Origin of the sequence: Sphingomonas sediminicola (assembly GCF_014489515.1) — a bacterium.
GTDB classification, from domain to species: domain Bacteria; phylum Pseudomonadota; class Alphaproteobacteria; order Sphingomonadales; family Sphingomonadaceae; genus Sphingomicrobium; species Sphingomicrobium sediminicola.
Genome location: NZ_CP060782.1, coordinates 1914880 through 1933350, shown reverse-complemented (window position 1 = coordinate 1933350; position 18471 = coordinate 1914880). Strand labels below are relative to the sequence as shown.

The window sequence follows — 18471 nt, the reverse complement described above, 5'->3', positions numbered from 1 at the left end:
CCTTCCTCGTGGATGTCTCGAAGGAGAGCCGCAGCCTGGCGCTCAACGCACTGCTGATCGGCGCGGCCGTCCAGTTCTTCGCCATCCCGCTCTTTGCGGCGCTGTCGGACAGGATCGGCAGGCGGCCCGTCTATGCATTCGGCGCGTTCGGTCTAGCCGCCTGGTGTTTCGTCATGTTCGGCCTGCTCGGCAGCGGCGATAACGCATCGATCATCTCCGCGCTCGTTGTCGGCCTTGTCCTGCACGGAGCGATGTACGGCCCGCAGGCGGCGTTCATCACGGAGCTGTTCCCAACCCGCATCCGCTATTCCGGCGTGTCGCTCGCTTACCAGCTGACATCGATCGTTGCGGGTTCGCTGGCCCCGATCATCGCACTGTGGCTGTACAAGGATTACGGCTCGGCCATGCCGGTCTCGATCTACGTCGGTGCGGCCTGCGTGATCAGCGGTATCAGCGCCCTGTTAGCTCGCGAGACGCGCGGTCTGGAACTCGACGCGATCCGCTAGCGCTCGCCCGGCTTGTAGCGGCGCTCTGTGTGGCCGCTCAGCTGGTCGGGATAAAAATAGACCTCGCGCAGGTTGCCAGCGGCATAGCGCTCCGCCTCGTCGTTGAAGTGCGGTGAGGCGGGATTGCCGCTCTCCCCGCCGGCAGTGACTGCGCGGGCACGGACTCGGCGGCCGAACTCCACTACCGCGACGAAGCTGTTGCCGCTTGTACCGTACCACTTCTTCGTTCCCGGCTTCGGAGCCGAGCCGAACGCGGCCAGGGTGCCGTAGGCGCTGGAGGCGAACGGCACCGGGATGCTCGGCGCGGCATCGCTGAACGGATGTTCGATCGCAGGCGAGATGCGCTGGAAGCGGTTGATTTCCCCCCACGGAACGCTCGCCCAGCCGAAGTCGCGCTTCAGCCGGGCGATTGCGACCGTGAGCGCCTGGAGCTTCTGCGCCGGGCTGGTGTCGCGGCCGATGCGCATCATGACCTTGTTGGCCGGCTCGTCCTTTGGCGGATTGAGCGCGTTCCTGAGTTCGTCGCCCCAGAACATCGCGAGCGATTGCGCAACCGAGCCAGCGCTCCAGCGATAATCCCAAATCCGGAGCGTTCCGATCGGACCGGCGAGAGAGGCGCGGCGTGCATCCCTCTTCGGCAGTGCGTCATAGGCGTTGATCAGCTGCGGGATCAGCTCGGCAAAGCCCGGCTGGTAGCTATCAAACGCTGCTGCCTGAAGCCGGTCGAGCGTCCAGCCCTTGCTTCCCGTCAACAGCTGAAGCGCGTGAACGCCCCGATAATTCTCGCCGAACATGTCCATGTACTTCGGAAAGCGCTTCGGATCCGGACTGTTCGGTCCAGCCGCGCGATAGGGCCAGGTGTTCGTGTTCTGGACCCAGCCGTTGCGAGGGTTAGTAGTGCTCGGAAGCTCCACAATCGCGTGCAGGGGCCCCAATCGGTCGCGGGATCGCTGCCGTCGACAGGCTTCGTATAATCGAAGCGGTCGTCCCTCCGGGCATGAATTGCGGCATCAGCATCGCAATCTCGCCCTTCGCACTGGCGAAGACCGTGTCGTTCGAGCTGTTCGCTTTCAGGTCGGCGACCTTTAGGAAGTCCTTCAAATCACGCGTCTTCGTGCGCAGGAAGCTTTGCTGAAGTGCGGCGGCCGGCTTGTCCATCATCGCGAACGCAATCCAGCGGCCGTTCGCCTCCCGCACGATTGGTCCGCGGTGAGTCCGCCACGTGGTGAAGGTGCGGCTGGCGAGCTTGCCGTCTTTGGTGCGGTAATTGACGGTGACGGGCCGCTCGACGAGCGGGCGGCATTGCGGGCCGTAACGGTAGCAGAAGCCCTTGCCCTTGCGCTCCACCTTCTCCGCGAACTCGTCCACATTATCGACGCCGCTCGACGTGTGCATCCAGCCGGTGCGCTCGTTGAAGCCCTGGTAAATGAAAAACTGGCCCCAGGTCGCGGCGCCATAGGCGTTCAGCCCCTCATCGCTGGTTACTTGAAGTTCGGAGCGGAAGAAGAAGCTGGTGTGCGGGTTGATCAACAGGAGAGGACCTGTGCCGCGAGCGGTAATCGACGGAGCGATGGCGATTCCGTTCGATCCGCGCGGCTCCAAGTCTTTGACTGTCGCTGCGAGCGTTCGCTTGCCGGCGTAGAATTTCTGCAGGTCACCCAGGTCGATGCGCTCGATATCGCCGCCGATACTTCCTTCGGTGAAGCTCAAGGCCATCCACGGCTCGAATCGGGTCATCACGCGCGGATGCACATGAGGATGGGTCGCGAGATAGTAATTCAGGCCCGCCGCCCAGCTGTTCATCAGCTTCTTCAGCCAGTCGGGACTTGCCGAATAATTGGCCTTCAGCCCATCTTCGCTGACGTAAAGCCGTGCCCGCAAATCCTGCCAGATCGCCTTCTCGCCATCCGCTTCGGCCGTACGGCCGAGGTTGGTGAGATAGTTCGCCTCGATACGCGGGAAGTCGTCCTCCGCCTGGGCGTAAATCATCCCGAATACCGCGTCCGCATCACTCTTTCCGCGCACGTGCGCGACGCCCCAGTCGTCGCGGGTGATCGTCACGCGTGTGGCCTGATTGCGCCATTGCTGTAGCTCGGCCGGCGACGCGGCGGTGAGAATGAAGAGTAAGGGGAGGAGTGCTGCGCGGGTGCGGCTATGCATCCGGCAAGGATTGCTTCGCTTTTCCCCAGCCCGCAAGCGGCTTCGATTTGGCGCGCTCGAGCAATAGGTCGAGGTCTCGGATCGAGAAAGCGTTGCCCCCGCTGAACTGGTCGAGCTCTTCCCAAGCAATTGGGGCTGCCACCGGAGCGCCTTCGCGGGCGCGGGCGGAGTAGGGCATCACCGCCGTCGAGCCGCGCTGGTTGCGTAGCCAGTCGAGGAAAATGCGGCCCTTGCGCTGCACTTTCCGGATGTTGGCGGTGAAGCGGTCCGGGTCGGCTTCGGCGACCGCGCGAGAGAAGCGCTCGGCAAAGTCCGACACCTCGTCCCAGTGCGCCGACCCATCGAGCGGCGCGATCACGTGCACACCCTTCCCGCCGGTCAGCATGGGGAAAGTCTTGAGGCCGAGCTGCAGCAACAGTTCGCGAAGGCTTACCGCCGCCTCGCGCACTGCGGCGAAGTCGAGCCCCTCGTCGGGGTCGAGGTCGAACACAAGCCGGTCGGGATAATCGACCTTGGGAACGCTGCTTCCCCAGCCGTGGAATTCGATCGTCCCCATCTGGACGCAGGCGAGAACTCCGCGGACGTCGTCGAGGTAGAGATAGTCCTCCACGTCGCCGTCCTTCTCCTCGATCGGGACGTGCTTCACATGCTCCCCGAAGGTGCCGCTGTCGTGCTTCTGGAAGAAGCATTTCTCGGCCGTTCCTTGCGGGCAGCGGATGATGGTCATCGGTCGCCGTGCGACGGTGGGCATGATCAATTTGTCGACGGCCGCGTAGTAATTGGCGAGCTCGCCCTTGGTGACTCCGTCCTTCGGGTAGATGACGCGGTCGGGATTGCTGATTTCAATCCCGTAGCTCTCCGGCGTCTTGTGAGCCTTCGTCTTTGGCGGCGACTTTAGATGCTGCGGCACTTCGCGGACGACCTCCTTGGCGGGCTTGTCCTCGCGGAGCGCAACGAAGCTCGGGTGACGAAGGATGCCGTCCGAGGTGAATTCGGCGAAATTGATCTCTGCAACCAGGGTCGGCTTGAGCCAGTGCGCCCCTTTTCGCTCCGCACGGGGCACCTCTGCTGCGGCCTTGTCGGTCTCAAGCGGCTCCATCCGCTTCATCAGGTCTTCGATCAACTCGCCGCTGAACCCGGTGCCGACCTTCCCGGCATAGGCGAACTTGCGACCGTCGCGCGTGCCGAGAAGAAGCGAACGGAAGCCTCGGCGCTTGTCGCTTTCCGACCAGCCGATAATCACGAATTCTTGGCGCTGAATGCATTTGATCTTGAGCCAGTTGCGCGAACGCTCGCCGCGATAGGGCGCGTTGGCGGCTTTCGCGATCAGGCCTTCTCCACCGGCCTTGCAGATTTCGCGGAACAGTTCCTCGCCGCGGCCGATGACATGATCGCCGAACAGGATTGGCGGCTGGACCCCAGCGAGCAGCGACTTCAGCCGGTCCTTGCGCTCGATCGTCGGCAGGCGCGTGATATCCTCGCCGCGATCGACCAGCAGGTCGAAGGCGTAGAAGGCTAGGTTCTCGCCCCGGCTTTTCTTGAGCGTCGACTGAAGCAGCTGGAAGTCGGGCTTGCCCTCTTTATCCAGCGCAACCGCTTCACCGTCGATCAGGCAGCCGGCGGGTAGGTTTGCCGCCGCTTTCACCAAAGCGCGAAACTTGTCGCTCCAATCCTTCCCGTTGCGGGTCCAGGCTGTCGCCGCGCCGCTGCCGGTGGCGATCAGCAGCCGGTAGCCGTCGTACTTGTATTCGAAGAGCCAGTTCGCGCCCGGCGGCACCTCGTCGACAAGCGTTGCAAGCTGCGGCTGCTGAAACGGCGGTGGGGCCTCGTCTGCTTTCTTCCGCGCGCGGCCGCCCTTCTGTCCGCCGCGATCGGACCGCCACACGTCGCTGCCTGAGGCGATCTCGGCCATCGTCCGGCCAGTAGTCACGCTGGTCACGCACTCATCGACCAGCTCTTCGCCGTTCTCGGGATTGGCGAAGTCGTCGGTGACCTTCTTGAGCATCCAGCTTTCGCGCTTCTCTCCGCGCCGCGGCTTCATCCGGAACATCACCCACTCGCCCTTCATCCGCTCGCCTTCGAGCGTGAAGTGGAGGTGGCCTTCCTCAAGCGTCTTGCGGGGTCCTTCTCCGGATGCGGAATCCAGCGGCCCTGATCCCAGAGCATCACCGTTCCCCCGCCATATTCGCCGGCGGGGATGGTCCCCTCGAAGCTGCCGTAATCGAGTGGGTGATCTTCGGTCCGCATAGCAAGGCGGTTCTGCCCGGGATCGAGGCTCGGGCCCTTGGGAACCGCCCAGCTCTTCAGGACTCCGTCGAGTTCCAGCCGGAAGTCCCAGTGGAGATGCGACGCGTCATGCTTCTGGACGACGAAACTGTCGCCCTTGCCTTTGAGCTTGCGGCCCTTCGGCTCCTTCGTCTTCGTGAAGTCGCGCTTCTGGTTGTAGGTCTCGATGTCGAGGCCGGCGCGCTTCGCCATGACTCAGGCCCTCTTGCGTGCCGGCTCTTTGGTAGCCTTCTTGGCCGGTGCCTTTTTCGCGGCGGCCTTTGTGGTCTTGCCCTTCTTTTCGTCGCCGAGGCTCTTCTTGAGCGCAGCCATCAGGTCGATGACGTTCGAACCCTTCGGCGGGCCTTGTCGGCGTCCGGGTCCTGAATGACCTTCTCGCCCTTCTTCTTCTGCTTCTCGGCAATCAGGTCCTTCAGCGCGTCGACATAGCGGTTGTGGAACTCCGACGGGTCGAACTCGCCGGCCTTCCGCTCGATCAGCATCGAAGCCATGTCGAGCAGGTCCGGATCGGGCTTCGTGTCGCCAATATCGCGGAAGAATCCGGACGATTTGTGAACTTCGTCCGCGTAGCGAAGCGTCTCCATCAGGATTCCACGGCCGGAAGGCTTGATCGCGACGACATATTCCTGGCCGCGCATCGCCATCTGGCCGACGCCGATCTTCTTCGCATCCTTCAGCGCATCGCGGAGGACGACATAGGCCTCCTCTGCGAGGTCATCTGCCGGAACAACGTAGTACGGCTTCTCGAAATACATCGCCTCGATGTCGTCCTCGTCGACGAATTGGACGAGATCGAGCGTCTTGCGGCTCTCGAGCTTGACGGCCTCGATCTCCTCGGGATCGAGAAGGACGTAATGGCCCTTCGATACCTCGTAGCCCTTGACGATCTCGTCCGGGTCGACCGGGCCGATGCCCGGGACGACCTTCTCATATTTTATGCGCTTGCCCGAAGGCTCGTGCACCTGGTGAAACTGGATCTGGGCACCGCTCTTGGTGGCCGGATAGATCTCGACGGGATCGAGACCAAGGCGAGTCTGATCTGCCCCTCCATGCGGGTCGCGACGGCATTCTTTCACTCTCCCGAGCTTTGGAACGGGCGATTCAATACGCTCGCCGGTGACTCGTTCCGTTGCGCACACGAATCAGTATCTTATCACGCGCCTTCGCAGATGCGGATTCATCGGCTAACCGCTCGCCATGCCCCGTCTTCCCACCGTAGCGATCGTCGGACGTCCCAATGTGGGAAAGTCGACGCTCTTCAACCGCCTCGTCGGCAGGAAGGTGGCGCTGGTGGACGATCGTCCGGGCGTTACCCGTGACCGCCGCGAGGGCGAGGCGAAGCTGGTCGGGCTCGAGTTTCGCGTGATCGATACGGCCGGGTACGAGGATGAGGACCCGCAAACACTGCCTGGCCGGATGCGTCAGCAGACCGAGGCGGCAGTCCGCGATGCGGACGTCGCCCTCTTTCTGATCGACGGGCGTGAGGGGCTGACTCCCCTGGACGAAGAAATTGGCCGCTGGTTGCGCGCAGGCAAGACGCCGGTGGTGGTCGCCGCGAACAAGGCGGAAGGCCGCGCCGGCGAAACGGGTCGGCTCGAAGCCTATGCGCTCGGTCTCGGCGATCCGATCGCCATCAGCGCCGAGCATGGCGAAGGTATTGTCGACCTGTTCGACCTGCTCCGCCCGCACGTCGAGCATGAGCATCTCGAAACCGAAGCCGAAGAACTGGAAGTGGGGCATGACGACGAACATGCGCCGCTCAAGCTCGCGATTGTGGGCCGTCCGAACGCCGGCAAGTCCACGCTCGTAAACAGGATGCTCGGCGAAGAGCGCATGATTACTGGGCCGGAGGCCGGAATTACCCGCGATTCCATTACGCTTGACTGGGAATGGCAGGGCCATCCTGTTCGGCTGGTCGATACGGCAGGCCTCCGGAAGCGCGCGAAGATCGAGGACAAGCTGGAAAAGCTGTCGGCGTCCGATACGCTGCGTTCAATCGACCATGCGGAAGTGGTCGTCCTCCTGTTGGATGCCACACGCGGGCTTGAGGCTCAGGACCTTCGGATCGCTGACCAAGTGGTCGAAGAGGGTAGGGCGCTTCTAATTGCGCTCAACAAGTGGGATGTCGCGGAGAACGCCTCCTCGCTCTTCAACGGCGTCAAGGCGGCGTTGGAAGAGGGCCTGTCGCAGCTCAAGAACGTGCCGGTGCTCGCCATCTCGGCGAAGACTGGAAAGGCCGTCGACGACGTGCTGAAAGTCGCGTTCGAGCTTCGCGAGTCCTGGTCGCGGCGAATTTCGACCGGCGAGCTCAATCGCTGGTTCGAGCACGCAGTCGATGCCAACCCGCCGCCTGCGCCGAGCGGCCGGCGAATCAAGCTTCGCTATATCACTCAGGTGAAGACGCGTCCGCCGACGTTCGTCGTGTTCGGGACGCGTGTCGACCAGCTTCCCGACAGCTATCGGCGCTATCTGCTCAACTCGATGCGGCGCGATTTGAAGCTCGGGCCGGTGCCGATGCGGCTGTCGTTCCGCGCACCGAAGAATCCATATCAGCGCGACCGCTAAGGCTAATTTTACCGTTTAGGCCGTATCCCAAGGCTCAAGTGGCCACGGGGAAGACAATGAGCGACGACGATTTCAAGCTCGTCGATTGGGTGCATTTCGAGAGGAGCCGCGCCGAGCTAGGTGCGGGCTTCATCCGGATTCTGAGCTATTTCCGTGAAGACGGAGCCAAGTCGGTCGCCCAGATCGAGGAGGCGATGCACGACCAGAACACGGCCGCGCTCGTCCTCCCCGCGCATACCATCAAGGGTGAGGCGCGGCAGTTCGGCGCAGAACCGCTCGCGCAGATCGCGGAGCTGATCGAGAGCACGGCTCGTCTGTGCGTCGAGTCCCGTCGCTTCCCGGACGAACTGGTCCCCGAGGTCGTCGAGCTTCGAAAGCTGTTCTCGAGGACGGTCGACCTGTTCGACAGGGCAACGAACCCGCTGCTGACGCGTGCTCCGCAGGGCTTCGGCCGCAAGGTCGGCAACCAGGATTTCGGCCGGATCTAGGCTTCCGCCGCTACGCCGCGGGCAGCGGCTTTCTCATCGGCTGCAGCTTCAACCGCGCAAGGCTGCGCCACGCCCATTCGAATGGTCCATAGCGGAACCGGTCGAGCCATGGCTTCGACCAAACCAGCATGACTAGCCACACGGCTGGCGGGATCAGGTAGATCGTCGCCCTGTCCCAGCGCGCGAATTGGCCGAGCCCCCATCCGTAGAAGATCGCGGTCACCAGGATCGATGTGCCCAAATAATTGGTGAAGGCGGCGCGGCCCACTGCGGCCATGCGCTCGGTGAGTCGGCCGCCCGGCCTGATCGCGAGGATGAGCAAGGCGGCGTAGCCGATCGTTCCCAAAATCCGGAACGGGACCGACCCGACGATCGACGCGAAGTAGACCCAGCGCTGGTCGAAGCCCTGCGCGATCGTGTTCAGGCCGAGGAGCAGATAGGCCGTCCAGGCCACGCCCAAGCAAGTGACTGCGACGCGCCGGTAGGCTGTGCGCTCCCACGCCCCCGTGAGGAAGCCGGACCGGAATCCCCACATCCCGAACAGCATGGCCGTCAGCGTTTCGGGGCCGACGGCTTTAACGAAAGCGAGCGGTCCGTCGAGGAACTCCCACCGCCACGCGACCTGGGCCGTCCAGTGCCCGCGCATTGCCGCGATTTCCCCTCGATCCAGTCGGCCGGCGGCACACCGAAGCCCCAGGCAAACAGGTCCCATGTCTGGATGGCCTGAGGCGTGTCGCGCGGGGCCGCCTGGATCAGTCCGACCAGCCCCATGCTGTTCCATAGCAGGGTCGCGACGAGCGCCGTGAGCGCCGCAGCCAGCAATTGCTCAGCCTTCAATCCGGCAAAGACGAAGGCGACCAGCCCGACCAGGGCATAGTGGGCCAGGATGTCGCCCCACCAGATGAAGTACATGTGCGCGACGCCGATCAGGAACAGCACGGCCATGCGCGAGAGATGGACTTTCACGGGGTTTGCGCCGCCCGCCTGAGCACGTTCGATGACCAGCAGCATCGACGCGCCGAACAGGAAGGAGAAGAGGCCGCGCATCTTGCCTTCGACGAAGACGAAGGTCGTCAGCCAGACGGCTATTTCCCGTGTCCCGTGACCGCCCCAGGCGAGCGGCGAGAAATAGGCGGGCGCCGGGAGGGCGAACGCAGCAATGTTCGCGAGCAAGATGCCCATCACCGCGACGCCACGGACGACGTCGAGCGTCAGGTAGCGCGGAGCCGCAACAGCTCCAGTCAATTCCGAACCCTGCGGGATCCTAGTCCTCTGTCGGTTTGGACTGGAGCTGGACGTAATTCTGGATACCCATCCGGGCGATCATTTCGAACTGCTGTTCTAGCGTGTCGACATGCTCTTCCTCATTCTTGAGGATTTCGGAGAACAGGTCGCGGCTGACGTAGTCCTTCACGCTCTCGCAGTAGCCGATGGCACCCTTGAGCTGCCCGACCGCTTCCAACTCCAGCTCCAGGTCGGCTTTGAGGATCTCCTCGACATTTTCGCCGATGTGAAGGCGGCCGAGCAGCTGGAAGTTGGGGAGACCGTCGAGGAAGAGGATGCGCTCGGCGAGCCTATCCGCATGCTTCATCTCGTCGATCGATTCGGAGCGCTCGAAATCGGCGAGCTTGCGCACGCCCCAATTGTCGAGCAGCCGATAGTGCAGCCAATATTGGTTGGTCGCGGTCAGCTCGTTCTTCAGCGCTTCGTTGAGCAGCTCGAGGACCTTCTTGTCGCCCTTCATTCCCGCCTCCGTCGCGTAGCACGGGAGGCGATGCTCTTTCAGTCAAAAGGGGTCAAGGGAGGTCCGGGCCGAGGTCAGGCGGCGACGGCGTCGACCTCGAGCAGGTCCGAGCGTTCTTCCTCTATGATCTCAGCCGCGTAATCGAGACAGCACCCGCACTGCACTTCGCAACCCAGGCAGGCGTACGCCTTTTCCGGAGTCGGAGCTCCGGCGCGCGTGGCCTTGCGGACCTCGCTTTCGGTGATGCGATTGCAGATGCAGACGATCATGGAGATCGTTATAATCGATAATGCGAACCATTCGCAAGTAGAATCAGACTCGACGCCTCATCAGCTTCAAGCCGGACCAGGTGGCGTCGACGGCGCAAACCTTCACATCGACCAGCCCATCGGCAGGCAAACCTTGCGAATGGTGTCTTCGGTGATTTCGGTCGGGACCTTCGAAGCTTTCTTCGGCCAGCTGATCCAGATGAACCCGCCCTCGGCGAGCAGGGGCATCAGAGCCTGAGCCTTGTCCTCTAGCTTCGCTCGTACAGTGACGAAGATGTGCGCGGCATCGAGGTCCGGCTCCGGGCTGAACTGCCAGTCGGGCTTCTCTCCGATGCTTTTCTCGATTTCGTGCCGTGTGGGATCGGGCATGCCGTCCACGAACACCCGCATAGCCTCACGATAGCCGAGCTTCTTGCCGAGTGGGGTGCCCGAATAACCTGCTGTCACGCGAAGCGGGGCTTCAAGTAACGCGCCGCGATGAGCGCCATCGGAATGCCCACCAGCACGATATGCGCAAATAGCTGGGTCGCGATCGACAAGGGCTTGGGCGGGAGCGGCGTGTCGAAACGAAGCGGGACGACCAGCCAGTTCATCACGAAATAGGTGATGACGCCGTAGGCGAGGCCGGTGCGATAGGGTGTGTCGAGAAGTTGAGGCTTGGCCCGGACCAGCACCACGAAGACCGCGGCCATGATCGCCATCAAAGTGAAATGGACGAGAAGGCCGATGATCGATCCGGCCGCACCCATTTCGACAGCCTGCGGAAAGGGGCCGGAGCCGACGCGGCGGAGCATGCTTCCGATCTCGCTGCCGAACGCGATCGTCAGGATCATCGCAAACAAGATGTCGAGCGTGCCGGCAACGGCAGTCCCGAACGCAATCGGCTTCAGCATGTCACTCGCTCTCCGTTAGGTACGCGAGGAAACTTCACGCGTGCGCGCGAAGTCAAGAAAACAGCGGGCGAACGCGAATTCCCGGTTAAGCGAGCGCCGCGTCGGCTCCCATCAGCTTGGGGAAGAAGCCTTCGTGCGCGGCGCGGAGGTCGGCGAGAGAGACTGACTGCGGTCCGCCGCGATCGACGAGATCGAAGGTCAAGACGTCGCCGCCGGTAACCCCGATCTCTACCGCGATGAGTTGAGCTTCATTGGCAAGCTGACGAACGAATTCGGGATTGCACGTCGAAACTATATAGCGGCCCTGATCTTCTCCGAAGAGTATCGCCCCACATTCGGAATCTGAGGCACGACCGTCATGGTCATTCCGATGTTTGCTGCGAGTGCCATTTCGGCGACGGCGATTGCGGCACCGCCGTCGGAGCAATCATGGATCGCGCTGACGAAGCTCTCCTTGGCCAGCCGGCGAATGAGTTCTCCTGTGCGCTTCTCAGCAGCGAGATCGATAGGCGGAGGCGTGCCTTCACGCCGACCGTGACAGACTTCCAACCAGAGTGATTGGCCAACGTGGCTGTCGCTGTGACCGATGAGTACGAGATCCTCGCCCTCACCGTACGCAATACCGACGCTCTTCTCCCAATCCTCCAGCAACCCAACTCCGCCAATCGCCGGCGTCGGCAGGATCGCGCTCCCACCGCCCGTCGCCTTGCTCTCGTTGTAAAGCGAGACATTGCCGCTCACGATCGGATAGTCGAGCGCGCGGCAGGCTTCGCCCATGCCTTCGAGCGCGCCGACGAGTTGGGCCATGATCTCGGGCCGCTGCGGGTTGCCGAAATTGAGGCAGTTGGTGATCGCCAGCGGCTTCGCGCCGACCGCGCAGAGGTTGCGGTAGGTCTCGGCGACCGCCTGCTTCCCGCCCTCGACCGGGTCGGCATAGACGTAGCGCGGCGTGCAGTCGGTGGTGATCGCCAGCGCCTTCTTCGTCCCGTGAACGCGCACGACCGCGGCGTCGCCGCCTGGGCGTTGAACCGTGTCCGCTCCGACCTGGCTGTCGTACTGCTCCCAGATCCAGCGGCGGCTGGCGAGGTTGGGGGAGGCCATCAGCTTCAGCAGGTCTGCGGCGATGTCGGTGCTTTCCGGCACGTCGCCGAGCGGCTTGATGCCGGCCCAGGCCTTGTACTCATCCTGGCTGATGTACGGCCGCTCGTAGCACGGCGCTTCGTCGGCCAGCGGGCCGAGCGGAATGTCGCACACCACCTCGCCGTCGAACTCCAGCACCATGTGTCCGGTGTCGGTGACTTCGCCGATGACCGCAAAGTCGAGCTCCCACTTGTGAAAGATGGCCTCGGCCTCGGCCTCGCGCCCGGGCTTCAGCACCATCAGCATGCGCTCCTGGCTTTCGGAGAGCATCATCTCGTAGGGCGTCATGCCGGTTTCTCGGCACGGCACCTTGTTCATGTCGAGCCTTATGCCCGCGCCGCCCTTGCTCGCCATTTCGACTGAGGACGAGGTGAGGCCAGCGGCGCCCATGTCCTGGATGGCGACGATGGCGTCGGTGGCCATCAGCTCGAGGCAGGCCTCGATCAGCAATTTCTCGGTGAAGGGGTCGCCTACCTGCACCGTCGGGCGCTTCTCGTCGCTGTTCTCGTCGAAGTCGGCGCTGGCCATGGTCGCGCCGTGGATGCCGTCGCGGCCGGTCTTCGAGCCGACATAGACGATCGGGTTCCCGATGCCGGTCGCGGCGGAGTAGAATATTTTGTCCGTCTTCGCGACGCCGACGGTCATCGCGTTGACGAGGATGTTTCCGTCGTAAGCGCTGTCGAAATTGACCTCGCCGCCGACCGTCGGGACTCCGACGCAATTGCCGTAGCCGCCGATGCCGTGGACCACGCCCGCGATCAGGTGGCGCATCTTCGGATGGTCGGGCCGTCCGAAGCGCAGCGCGTTGAGGTTCGCGACCGGGCGCGCGCCCATGGTGAAGACATCGCGCAGGATGCCGCCGACGCCCGTCGCTGCGCCCTGGTAGGGCTCGATGTAGGACGGGTGGTTGTGGCTCTCCATCTTGAAGATGGCCGCATCTCCGTCGCCGATGTCGATGATGCCCGCGTTCTCGCCCGGGCCACAGATCACCCAGGGCGCTTTGGTCGGGAGCTTCTTCAGGTGGAAGCGCGACGATTTGTAGGAGCAATGCTCCGACCACATTACCGAGAAGATGCCGAGTTCGACGAGGTTCGGCTCGCGGCCGAGCGCTTTGAGGATCCGGGCATATTCCTCTTCCGAAAGGCCGTGTTCGGCGACGGTTTCGGGCGAGATTCGGCTGGCTTCTAGGACGGTCATGGCCGCGCCCTTAGCCCCGTCTGCAAGCGGCGGCTAGGTTGCGACGAACGGCACGGCGGGCGCTTGGGCCGACTCAGGTAAGGGAGTAGAAGGCGCTCCGGGCGGGGTCAGGAGAGATCAAATGCCGAAGCCCATTCCCGAAGGCTATCACAGCGTCACGCCCTATCTGGTGGTCGATGACGCCAATGCGGCGATCAAATTCTATGAGCGCGCGTTCGGCGCCAAGGAGAAGTTCCGGCTGCCGATGGGCAACCGGGTCAGCCATGCCGAGCTGGAGATCGGCGACAGCATTGTCATGCTCGCGGACGAATTCCCGGACATGGGTCACCTCGGCCCCAAGAGCCGCGGCGGTCCCACGTCCAGCATCCTGCTGTATGTCGAGGACGTCGACACGGCGTTCAACAAGGCGATCAACGCCGGTGCGACCCAGCAGCGTCCGCTCGAAAACCAGTTCTGGGGAGACCGCATGGGCACTTTGACCGACCCATTCGGTCACCAGTGGAGCCTCGCGACCCATGTCGAGGAGGTGCCACCGGACGAAATGCAGCGGCGAATGGAGCAGATGGGCTCCCAGCAGAAGCAGCCCGAGCACGCCTGATTGGCAAATGAAAACGGCGCCGGATCGCTCCGGCGCCGTCAATTTGTTCGAACCTGTGGCTTAAGCCTTGCAGCTCTGGCCGTTGTAGGTGATCGACGCAGCCTTCGCGTCGCCCGTCAGCGCCTTGTCGCCGGCGGCAATCGTTGTGCCGACTTCCTCGCGCGTCTTCTTCACGCGCGCGGTGCCGTCCGACAGCCAGTCGACGTAGATCAGGCTGTTGTCCTTGCAGCGGTAGGCCTTGCTGGCCTGGATCGACGGCGGGAGGACGACGCCGACATTGTTCATCGGCTGATCGTCGGCACCGGGGCCTGCGACAATGGTGTGGTCTTCGTTGTTGCAGCCGGCTAGCGCTGCGGCCGCAACGAGTGCGAGGATGGTGAACGGGCGAGTCATACCTTGCGCCTTTCACAAGGGGGGTGCCATCGTCAAGGCACCAGCTTGCATTGTACCGTGCTGAGCCATAGCTTCCAACCGGAATGGCCTATCCTGCAGGCAATAGCGCTCAGCGTATCCGCATCGGGCTTACCGGCCTTGCTTTTGCCTTTCTGCTCGTCCTTCTCGGATCGGTGATCAGCCGTTCCCGCGACGACAATTCTCCGCCTCCTACGCAGGGGCAAGCCAACGAGGCAGAGCCTAACGAGCCACTCGCCCAGCTGGGAGTCGCGCCGGGCGGTGACGCATCCACCAACAACGTCAGCGAAAAATAGGTGAGCTGATGCGCCGCAATTCGGCGCGGGTGCTGGTCGGCGTTTCCGTTGCGCTCTTGCTCGCGGGAGCAGCCGCTTTGGCGCTCGTGGGCCGCAACCCCGGACCCGACATATCTCCACGCGCCGAAGCCCAGCGGCCGCCGCTGATGCTTCTCACGACCCTGCCTCTGGTCTTTCCCGAGGAATTCTCGCTTCAGGGGGGAGGATCGAAGGCGCTGAGCGCGATCGAGACGCGCTACCGGGTCATCCCGATCGGAACGACCGACGCCGCGACGCTGCGGCAGGCGCGGCTGTTGCTGATGGCGCATCCCCTGGCGCAGCCGTCTGAAGCGCTGGTCGATCTCGATCGCTGGGTGCGGGATGGAGGGAGGCTGCTCCTGCTCGCTGACCCGAGGCTCGAATGGCCGAGCAAGCGGCCGCTGGGTGACAAGCTTCGGCCTCCGCTATCCTTTGCCGACACGGGATTGCTCGCTCATTGGGGATTGCGTCTCGATGCGCCCGACCACGGTGGACCGGCGCAGCGCGAGCTCGATGGGCGCCATGTCCTCGCTGTTTCGCCGGGTATTCTTTCCGGAGGTTGCAAGGTTGGAGGTGCGGGATTCGTCGCGCGCTGCCGTGTCGGCAAGGGCCGGGCGACCGTGGTGGCGGACGCCGACTTCCTCAATCTCGAGCAGCTCGAGGGGCCGACCGAAGGCAACCTCGACGCACTCCTGGCCGAACTGGCCGAACTGGAACGCTGAGTCGCCAGTGACTTAGCGTTTGATTCTCCGATTCGGTCTGCGCACAGAGTTATCCACAGGTTAAGAACGACAGAACAGGATAAGAACATCCCGCGAAACTGAGGTAAAAAAGCCGCAGAATTCCGCCATTGGGCATGAAAACCCACGAAATGGCATCAAAATCCATTGTGTCCCATAGCTGTTGAGTTACCAACACTCTGTAGTGCGGGGCTAACCCTTTGCCTGTGTTTTGGCGCCGGAGGCGCGGCGATGCCGCGTCCCGCGAACGGGGAAGCTTTGCGCTGCGAACGGGGAGTGGTTTGTGGCGCTTGAGCATCTGTTCCAGGGCAGTGCGCTGAACGCGGTGGACGCGAAGGGTCGCGTTTCCGTACCCTCCTTCTTGCGCTCCGTGATCGAACGCCGAGGCGATTCCCGCACAATCGTCCTCGCGAAGCATGACGCCTTCCCCTGCCTCAGCGCCTACGACCCCGCGTACGCCGCTCTGAAGCACGCGAAGCTGGAGCGACTGCTCGAAAAGGAAGAGACGAGCCCCGAAGCGCAACTGGAATATCAGCAGCGCAACCTGATGGCGTTCGCGGCCACCGAAGAGGTCCCGTACGACCCATCGGGCCGTATCGTTCTTCCGCCGATGATGCGCCGGAAGGGCGAGCTTCTTGAGCTCGCGCTGTTCCTAGGTGCCGGCGAGACCTTCCAGATCTGGAATCCGACCCTGTTTCTCAAGGATGCCCGCATTCCCGAGGACATGAAGGACATCGCGCGCTTCCGCCTCGAAGAGAAGGGGCTGAAGGCATGACCGGCCGCGGCGCTGCACAAGCACCGCACGTGCCGGTGCTTCTCGACGAAGTGTTGACCGCCATGGCGATCCAGCCGGGCGAAACGGCGGTCGACGGCACTTTTGGAGCAGGCGGCTACACGCGCGCGCTGCTTCGGGTGGGGGCGGGACGAGTGATTGCTTTCGATCGTGACCCCGATGCGATCGCAGCTGGCAGATCGCTCGTCCCGGACACCAATCTGACGCTCGTCGAAGAACGGTTCAGCCAGATGGACCGCGTGCTTGGCGAACGGAGCATTGGCCTCGTCGATGCCATCACGCTCGATATCGGCGTCTCTTCGATGCAACTGGACAGAGCGGACCGCGGCTTTTCCTTCTCGGCCGACGGTCCGCTCGACATGCGCATGGAAAGATCGGGGCCGACCGCCGCCGACTTCGTCAACGAGGCCGACGAGGCCGAGATTGCGCGGATCCTGCGCGAATATGGCGAGGAGCCGCGCGCTCGCTCCATCGCACGTGCAATCGTCGCCAACCGCCCGATCGAGCGGACCGGCGAGCTTGCGGCGATTGTCCGTCGCGCAGTCGGCTATCGCCAGGGGCAGAAGAGCGACCCGGCGACGCGGACCTTCCAGGCGATCCGCATTCATTTGAACGCCGAGCTCGATGAGCTCGAGGGTGGCCTTGCTGCGGCCGAGCGCTCGCTCAAGCCCGGCGGCCGGCTCGCAGTGGTCACCTTTCACAGTCTCGAGGACCGCATCGTGAAGCGCTTCTTCCGTGAACGCAGCGGCGCGACGCCAGCGGGGTCGCGTCACCGTCCAGTCGTAGTTCAAGGCCCCGCACCAACTTTCGAGAAAGTCGCCAAGCCGGTCAGCCCTTCCGAGGCCGAGATCGTGCGCAATCCGCGGTCGCGCTCCGCGCGCCTGCGCAGCGCCATTCGTACCGGAGCTCCCGCTTGGCAGAAAAATGCAGGAGAGAGAAAATGAGCGCCCGCAGCTTCCGCTCGGTGTTCATGGTTGCGACGTGCGCCGGTGCTGCACTGACTTGCTATCTCGTGTCGCTCAACGTCGCTTCGGAGCGCGCGTCCCTGGAGGACGTCGAGACCAAGATTGTGCTCGCCCAGCGTGACATCCGCCTGCTCCAGACGGAGATCGGCACCCGCGGGCGCATGGCTCAGCTCGAACGCTGGAACGTCAAGGTTCTCGCTCTGTCGGCCCCGTCTGCCGACCAATTCCTCGAAGGCGGCTTCCAGCTGGCCCGGCTCGGACGACCCGAGCCCACCCAGGCTGTCGAAGCTCCTGTTGTGCTTGCCTCGGCGCCCGCGCCGCATCCCCAATCCGCTCCGCTCGAGGAGGGCGAGCCGGTGGCGGATGGCGCGGGTGTCTCCTTGCCTGCGGCCAAGCTTATGCGTGAGGCGAGCCTCAGGGTTCCGATCCGCGAGACAATGCCTGTCGCAGAGACGGCGCCGTTGCCGAAGCCGCACAAGGTGTCTGAGTCCGTTGTGAAGCCGCCTTCGGCCAGGATTGCGACGCCTGCCAAGACGTCCGAACGCAAGCCCGTAAAGGCCGCAGAAGCGAAGCCGGAATCGAAGGAAAAGAAAGCTGGGGATAAGGCGCTCGAAGCGTTCGCAAAGCCGGTGACAAAGCCAATTCGCGTCGCCAGAGTCGACCCGCTGGCGCCGCTTCCCACGGCTGCCAAGTCGAAGAAAATGACCAAGGAATCCGGCACGGCTCGATGAACGCACCGACGCCCGCTCTCGTCGCACCACGGCCCGAGCGGCTCCGACTTGTCGGGCAGCGACGGCAGATTCTGACCATGATGCACCAGCGGCTGATGTTCGGCCTGCTGGTCTATGCCGGTGTCATTGCCCTCATTGTCTTGAGGATCCTCTACCTCGCGGCCTTCGGCGACCATGCCGGCGCCAAGCGCGGAATAACCTCACTTGTACCGGAGCGAGGCGACATCATCGACCGCGACGGCGTGCCGCTCGCCCAGACGATGGACGCCTGGACCATCGGGCTTTGGCCGAAGAAGGTCATCGGCGACAAACTGGAGCTGGCCCGCAACCTGGCGCGGCTCATGCCGGAGCGTGACGAGGCGGCATATTTCGCCATGCTCAGGTCGGGCAAGAGCTTCTACTATCTGCGCCGCCGCGCCGCCCGGGAGTGGTCGAGGCGGTCAATGCTTTAGGCGAGCCAGGCATTGCCCTGGAGCGCGAACCGGATCGTCTTTACCCGCAGACCAGCCTTGCCGCCCACGTGATCGGCTACACCACGATCGACGGCCATGGCGTCGCAGGCATGGAGCGCGCCTACGACAAGCGATTGTCCGACCCCGCAACCCGCGGCCAGCCGCTGCAGCTCTCGATCTCCGCCGTATCCAGCAGGCGATGGAGCATGAGTTGCTGAC

Annotated in this window: 20 protein-coding genes and 3 pseudogenes; 11 read left to right on the top strand and 12 right to left on the bottom strand. The window is 63.5% G+C overall.

Annotated elements, in window-relative coordinates; genetic code table 11:
• Nucleotides 1–8: 8 nt before the first annotated feature.
• Nucleotides 9–506 carry an MFS transporter gene (locus H9L14_RS16010; protein ID WP_246444106.1) on the top strand — a complete coding sequence of 166 codons (498 nt, stop codon included), beginning with the start codon at nt 9–11 and terminating at the stop codon, nt 504–506.
• Here the strand turns inward: H9L14_RS16010 and H9L14_RS17590 are convergent.
• The 4 genes and pseudogenes from H9L14_RS17590 to ku all read right to left on the bottom strand — a co-directional run bounded on the left by H9L14_RS17590 (nt 503) and on the right by ku (nt 6003).
• Nucleotides 503–1441, bottom strand: coding sequence for a penicillin acylase family protein (locus H9L14_RS17590; RefSeq protein WP_484592945.1), 939 nt, complete (start codon nt 1439–1441; stop codon nt 503–505). The genes H9L14_RS16010 and H9L14_RS17590 overlap by 4 nt on opposite strands.
• A complete protein-coding gene (locus H9L14_RS17585) occupies nt 1398–2666 on the bottom strand; it encodes a penicillin acylase family protein (protein WP_484592944.1) in 1269 nt (422 codons plus the stop codon). Before H9L14_RS17585 ends, H9L14_RS17590 begins: the two co-directional genes overlap by 44 nt.
• Nucleotides 2659–5144 (bottom strand): annotated as a pseudogene (ligD, locus tag H9L14_RS10455) (DNA ligase D). The gene H9L14_RS17585 and the pseudogene ligD overlap by 8 nt, the downstream one beginning before the upstream one ends.
• A 3-nt stretch (nt 5145–5147) precedes the next feature.
• Nucleotides 5148–6003: pseudogene (gene ku / locus H9L14_RS10450) on the bottom strand (non-homologous end joining protein Ku).
• Nucleotides 6004–6149: 146 nt separating this feature from the next.
• On the opposite strand from ku, the gene der reads away from it, so the two are divergent.
• Both der and H9L14_RS10440 read left to right on the top strand, forming a co-directional pair.
• Nucleotides 6150–7517 carry a ribosome biogenesis GTPase Der gene (gene der / locus H9L14_RS10445; RefSeq protein ID WP_187708046.1) on the top strand — a complete coding sequence of 456 codons (1368 nt, stop codon included), beginning with the start codon at nt 6150–6152 and terminating at the stop codon, nt 7515–7517.
• A 56-nt stretch (nt 7518–7573) separates the two neighbouring features.
• Nucleotides 7574–8005, top strand: a complete 432-nt coding sequence (locus H9L14_RS10440; protein WP_187708045.1) for an Hpt domain-containing protein — start codon at nt 7574–7576, stop codon at nt 8003–8005.
• A 10-nt stretch (nt 8006–8015) separates the two neighbouring features.
• On the opposite strand, the gene H9L14_RS16005 is transcribed toward H9L14_RS10440, so the two are convergent.
• From H9L14_RS16005 to purL, 7 genes and pseudogenes are all read right to left on the bottom strand, one after another.
• Nucleotides 8016–8552 (bottom strand): DUF418 domain-containing protein, encoded by a 537-nt coding sequence (locus H9L14_RS16005; protein WP_246444104.1) that lies wholly within the window; start codon nt 8550–8552, stop codon nt 8016–8018.
• Nucleotides 8553–8557: 5 nt separating this feature from the next.
• The gene (locus tag H9L14_RS16000) at nt 8558–9250 is read right to left on the bottom strand and encodes a DUF418 domain-containing protein (protein ID WP_246444102.1); all 693 of its coding nucleotides are present in this window, start codon (nt 9248–9250) and stop codon (nt 8558–8560) included.
• A 19-nt stretch (nt 9251–9269) separates the two neighbouring features.
• Complete coding sequence (gene bfr / locus H9L14_RS10430) at nt 9270–9749, bottom strand: bacterioferritin (RefSeq protein ID WP_187708044.1); 480 nt, start codon at nt 9747–9749, stop codon at nt 9270–9272.
• Nucleotides 9750–9823: 74 nt separating this feature from the next.
• Nucleotides 9824–10018, bottom strand: a complete 195-nt coding sequence (locus tag H9L14_RS10425) for a (2Fe-2S)-binding protein (protein ID WP_187708043.1) — start codon at nt 10016–10018, stop codon at nt 9824–9826.
• 102 nt (nt 10019–10120) lie between these two features.
• Nucleotides 10121–10465, bottom strand: coding sequence for a hypothetical protein (locus H9L14_RS10420; protein WP_343070183.1), 345 nt, complete (start codon nt 10463–10465; stop codon nt 10121–10123).
• Complete coding sequence (locus tag H9L14_RS10415; protein ID WP_187708042.1) at nt 10462–10911, bottom strand: hypothetical protein; 450 nt, start codon at nt 10909–10911, stop codon at nt 10462–10464. Before H9L14_RS10415 ends, H9L14_RS10420 begins: the two co-directional genes overlap by 4 nt.
• 85 nt (nt 10912–10996) lie before the next feature.
• A pseudogene (gene purL, locus H9L14_RS10410) lies at nt 10997–13248 on the bottom strand (phosphoribosylformylglycinamidine synthase subunit PurL).
• A gap of 121 nt (nt 13249–13369) precedes the next feature.
• Here purL and H9L14_RS10405 point away from each other — a divergent pair.
• Nucleotides 13370–13846 carry a VOC family protein gene (locus tag H9L14_RS10405; protein WP_187708041.1) on the top strand — a complete coding sequence of 159 codons (477 nt, stop codon included), beginning with the start codon at nt 13370–13372 and terminating at the stop codon, nt 13844–13846.
• Nucleotides 13847–13906: 60 nt separating this feature from the next.
• On the opposite strand, the gene H9L14_RS10400 is transcribed toward H9L14_RS10405, so the two are convergent.
• Complete coding sequence (locus H9L14_RS10400) at nt 13907–14239, bottom strand: hypothetical protein (RefSeq protein ID WP_187708040.1); 333 nt, start codon at nt 14237–14239, stop codon at nt 13907–13909.
• Between the two features lie 83 nt (nt 14240–14322).
• Here H9L14_RS10400 and H9L14_RS10395 point away from each other — a divergent pair, with 83 nt between their 5' ends.
• From H9L14_RS10395 to H9L14_RS15990, 7 genes are all read left to right on the top strand, one after another.
• Entirely contained in the window at nt 14323–14553 is a 231-nt protein-coding gene (locus tag H9L14_RS10395) for a hypothetical protein (RefSeq protein WP_187708039.1), read from the top strand.
• Nucleotides 14554–14561: 8 nt separating this feature from the next.
• The gene (locus H9L14_RS10390) at nt 14562–15293 is read left to right on the top strand and encodes a hypothetical protein (protein WP_187708038.1); all 732 of its coding nucleotides are present in this window, start codon (nt 14562–14564) and stop codon (nt 15291–15293) included.
• Between the two features lie 301 nt (nt 15294–15594).
• A complete protein-coding gene (locus H9L14_RS10385; protein ID WP_187708037.1) occupies nt 15595–16086 on the top strand; it encodes a division/cell wall cluster transcriptional repressor MraZ in 492 nt (163 codons plus the stop codon).
• Nucleotides 16083–17048, top strand: coding sequence for a 16S rRNA (cytosine(1402)-N(4))-methyltransferase RsmH (rsmH, locus tag H9L14_RS10380; protein ID WP_187708036.1), 966 nt, complete (start codon nt 16083–16085; stop codon nt 17046–17048). Before H9L14_RS10385 ends, rsmH begins: the two co-directional genes overlap by 4 nt.
• On the top strand, nt 17045–17800 hold the full coding sequence (locus H9L14_RS10375) for a hypothetical protein (RefSeq protein ID WP_187708035.1): 756 nt from the start codon (nt 17045–17047) through the stop codon (nt 17798–17800). Before rsmH ends, H9L14_RS10375 begins: the two co-directional genes overlap by 4 nt.
• A complete protein-coding gene (locus H9L14_RS15995; RefSeq protein WP_246444099.1) occupies nt 17797–18252 on the top strand; it encodes a penicillin-binding protein 2 in 456 nt (151 codons plus the stop codon). Before H9L14_RS10375 ends, H9L14_RS15995 begins: the two co-directional genes overlap by 4 nt.
• Nucleotides 18228–18470, top strand: a complete 243-nt coding sequence (locus H9L14_RS15990) for a hypothetical protein (protein WP_246444097.1) — start codon at nt 18228–18230, stop codon at nt 18468–18470. Before H9L14_RS15995 ends, H9L14_RS15990 begins: the two co-directional genes overlap by 25 nt.
• Nucleotide 18471 lies beyond the last annotated feature (1 nt).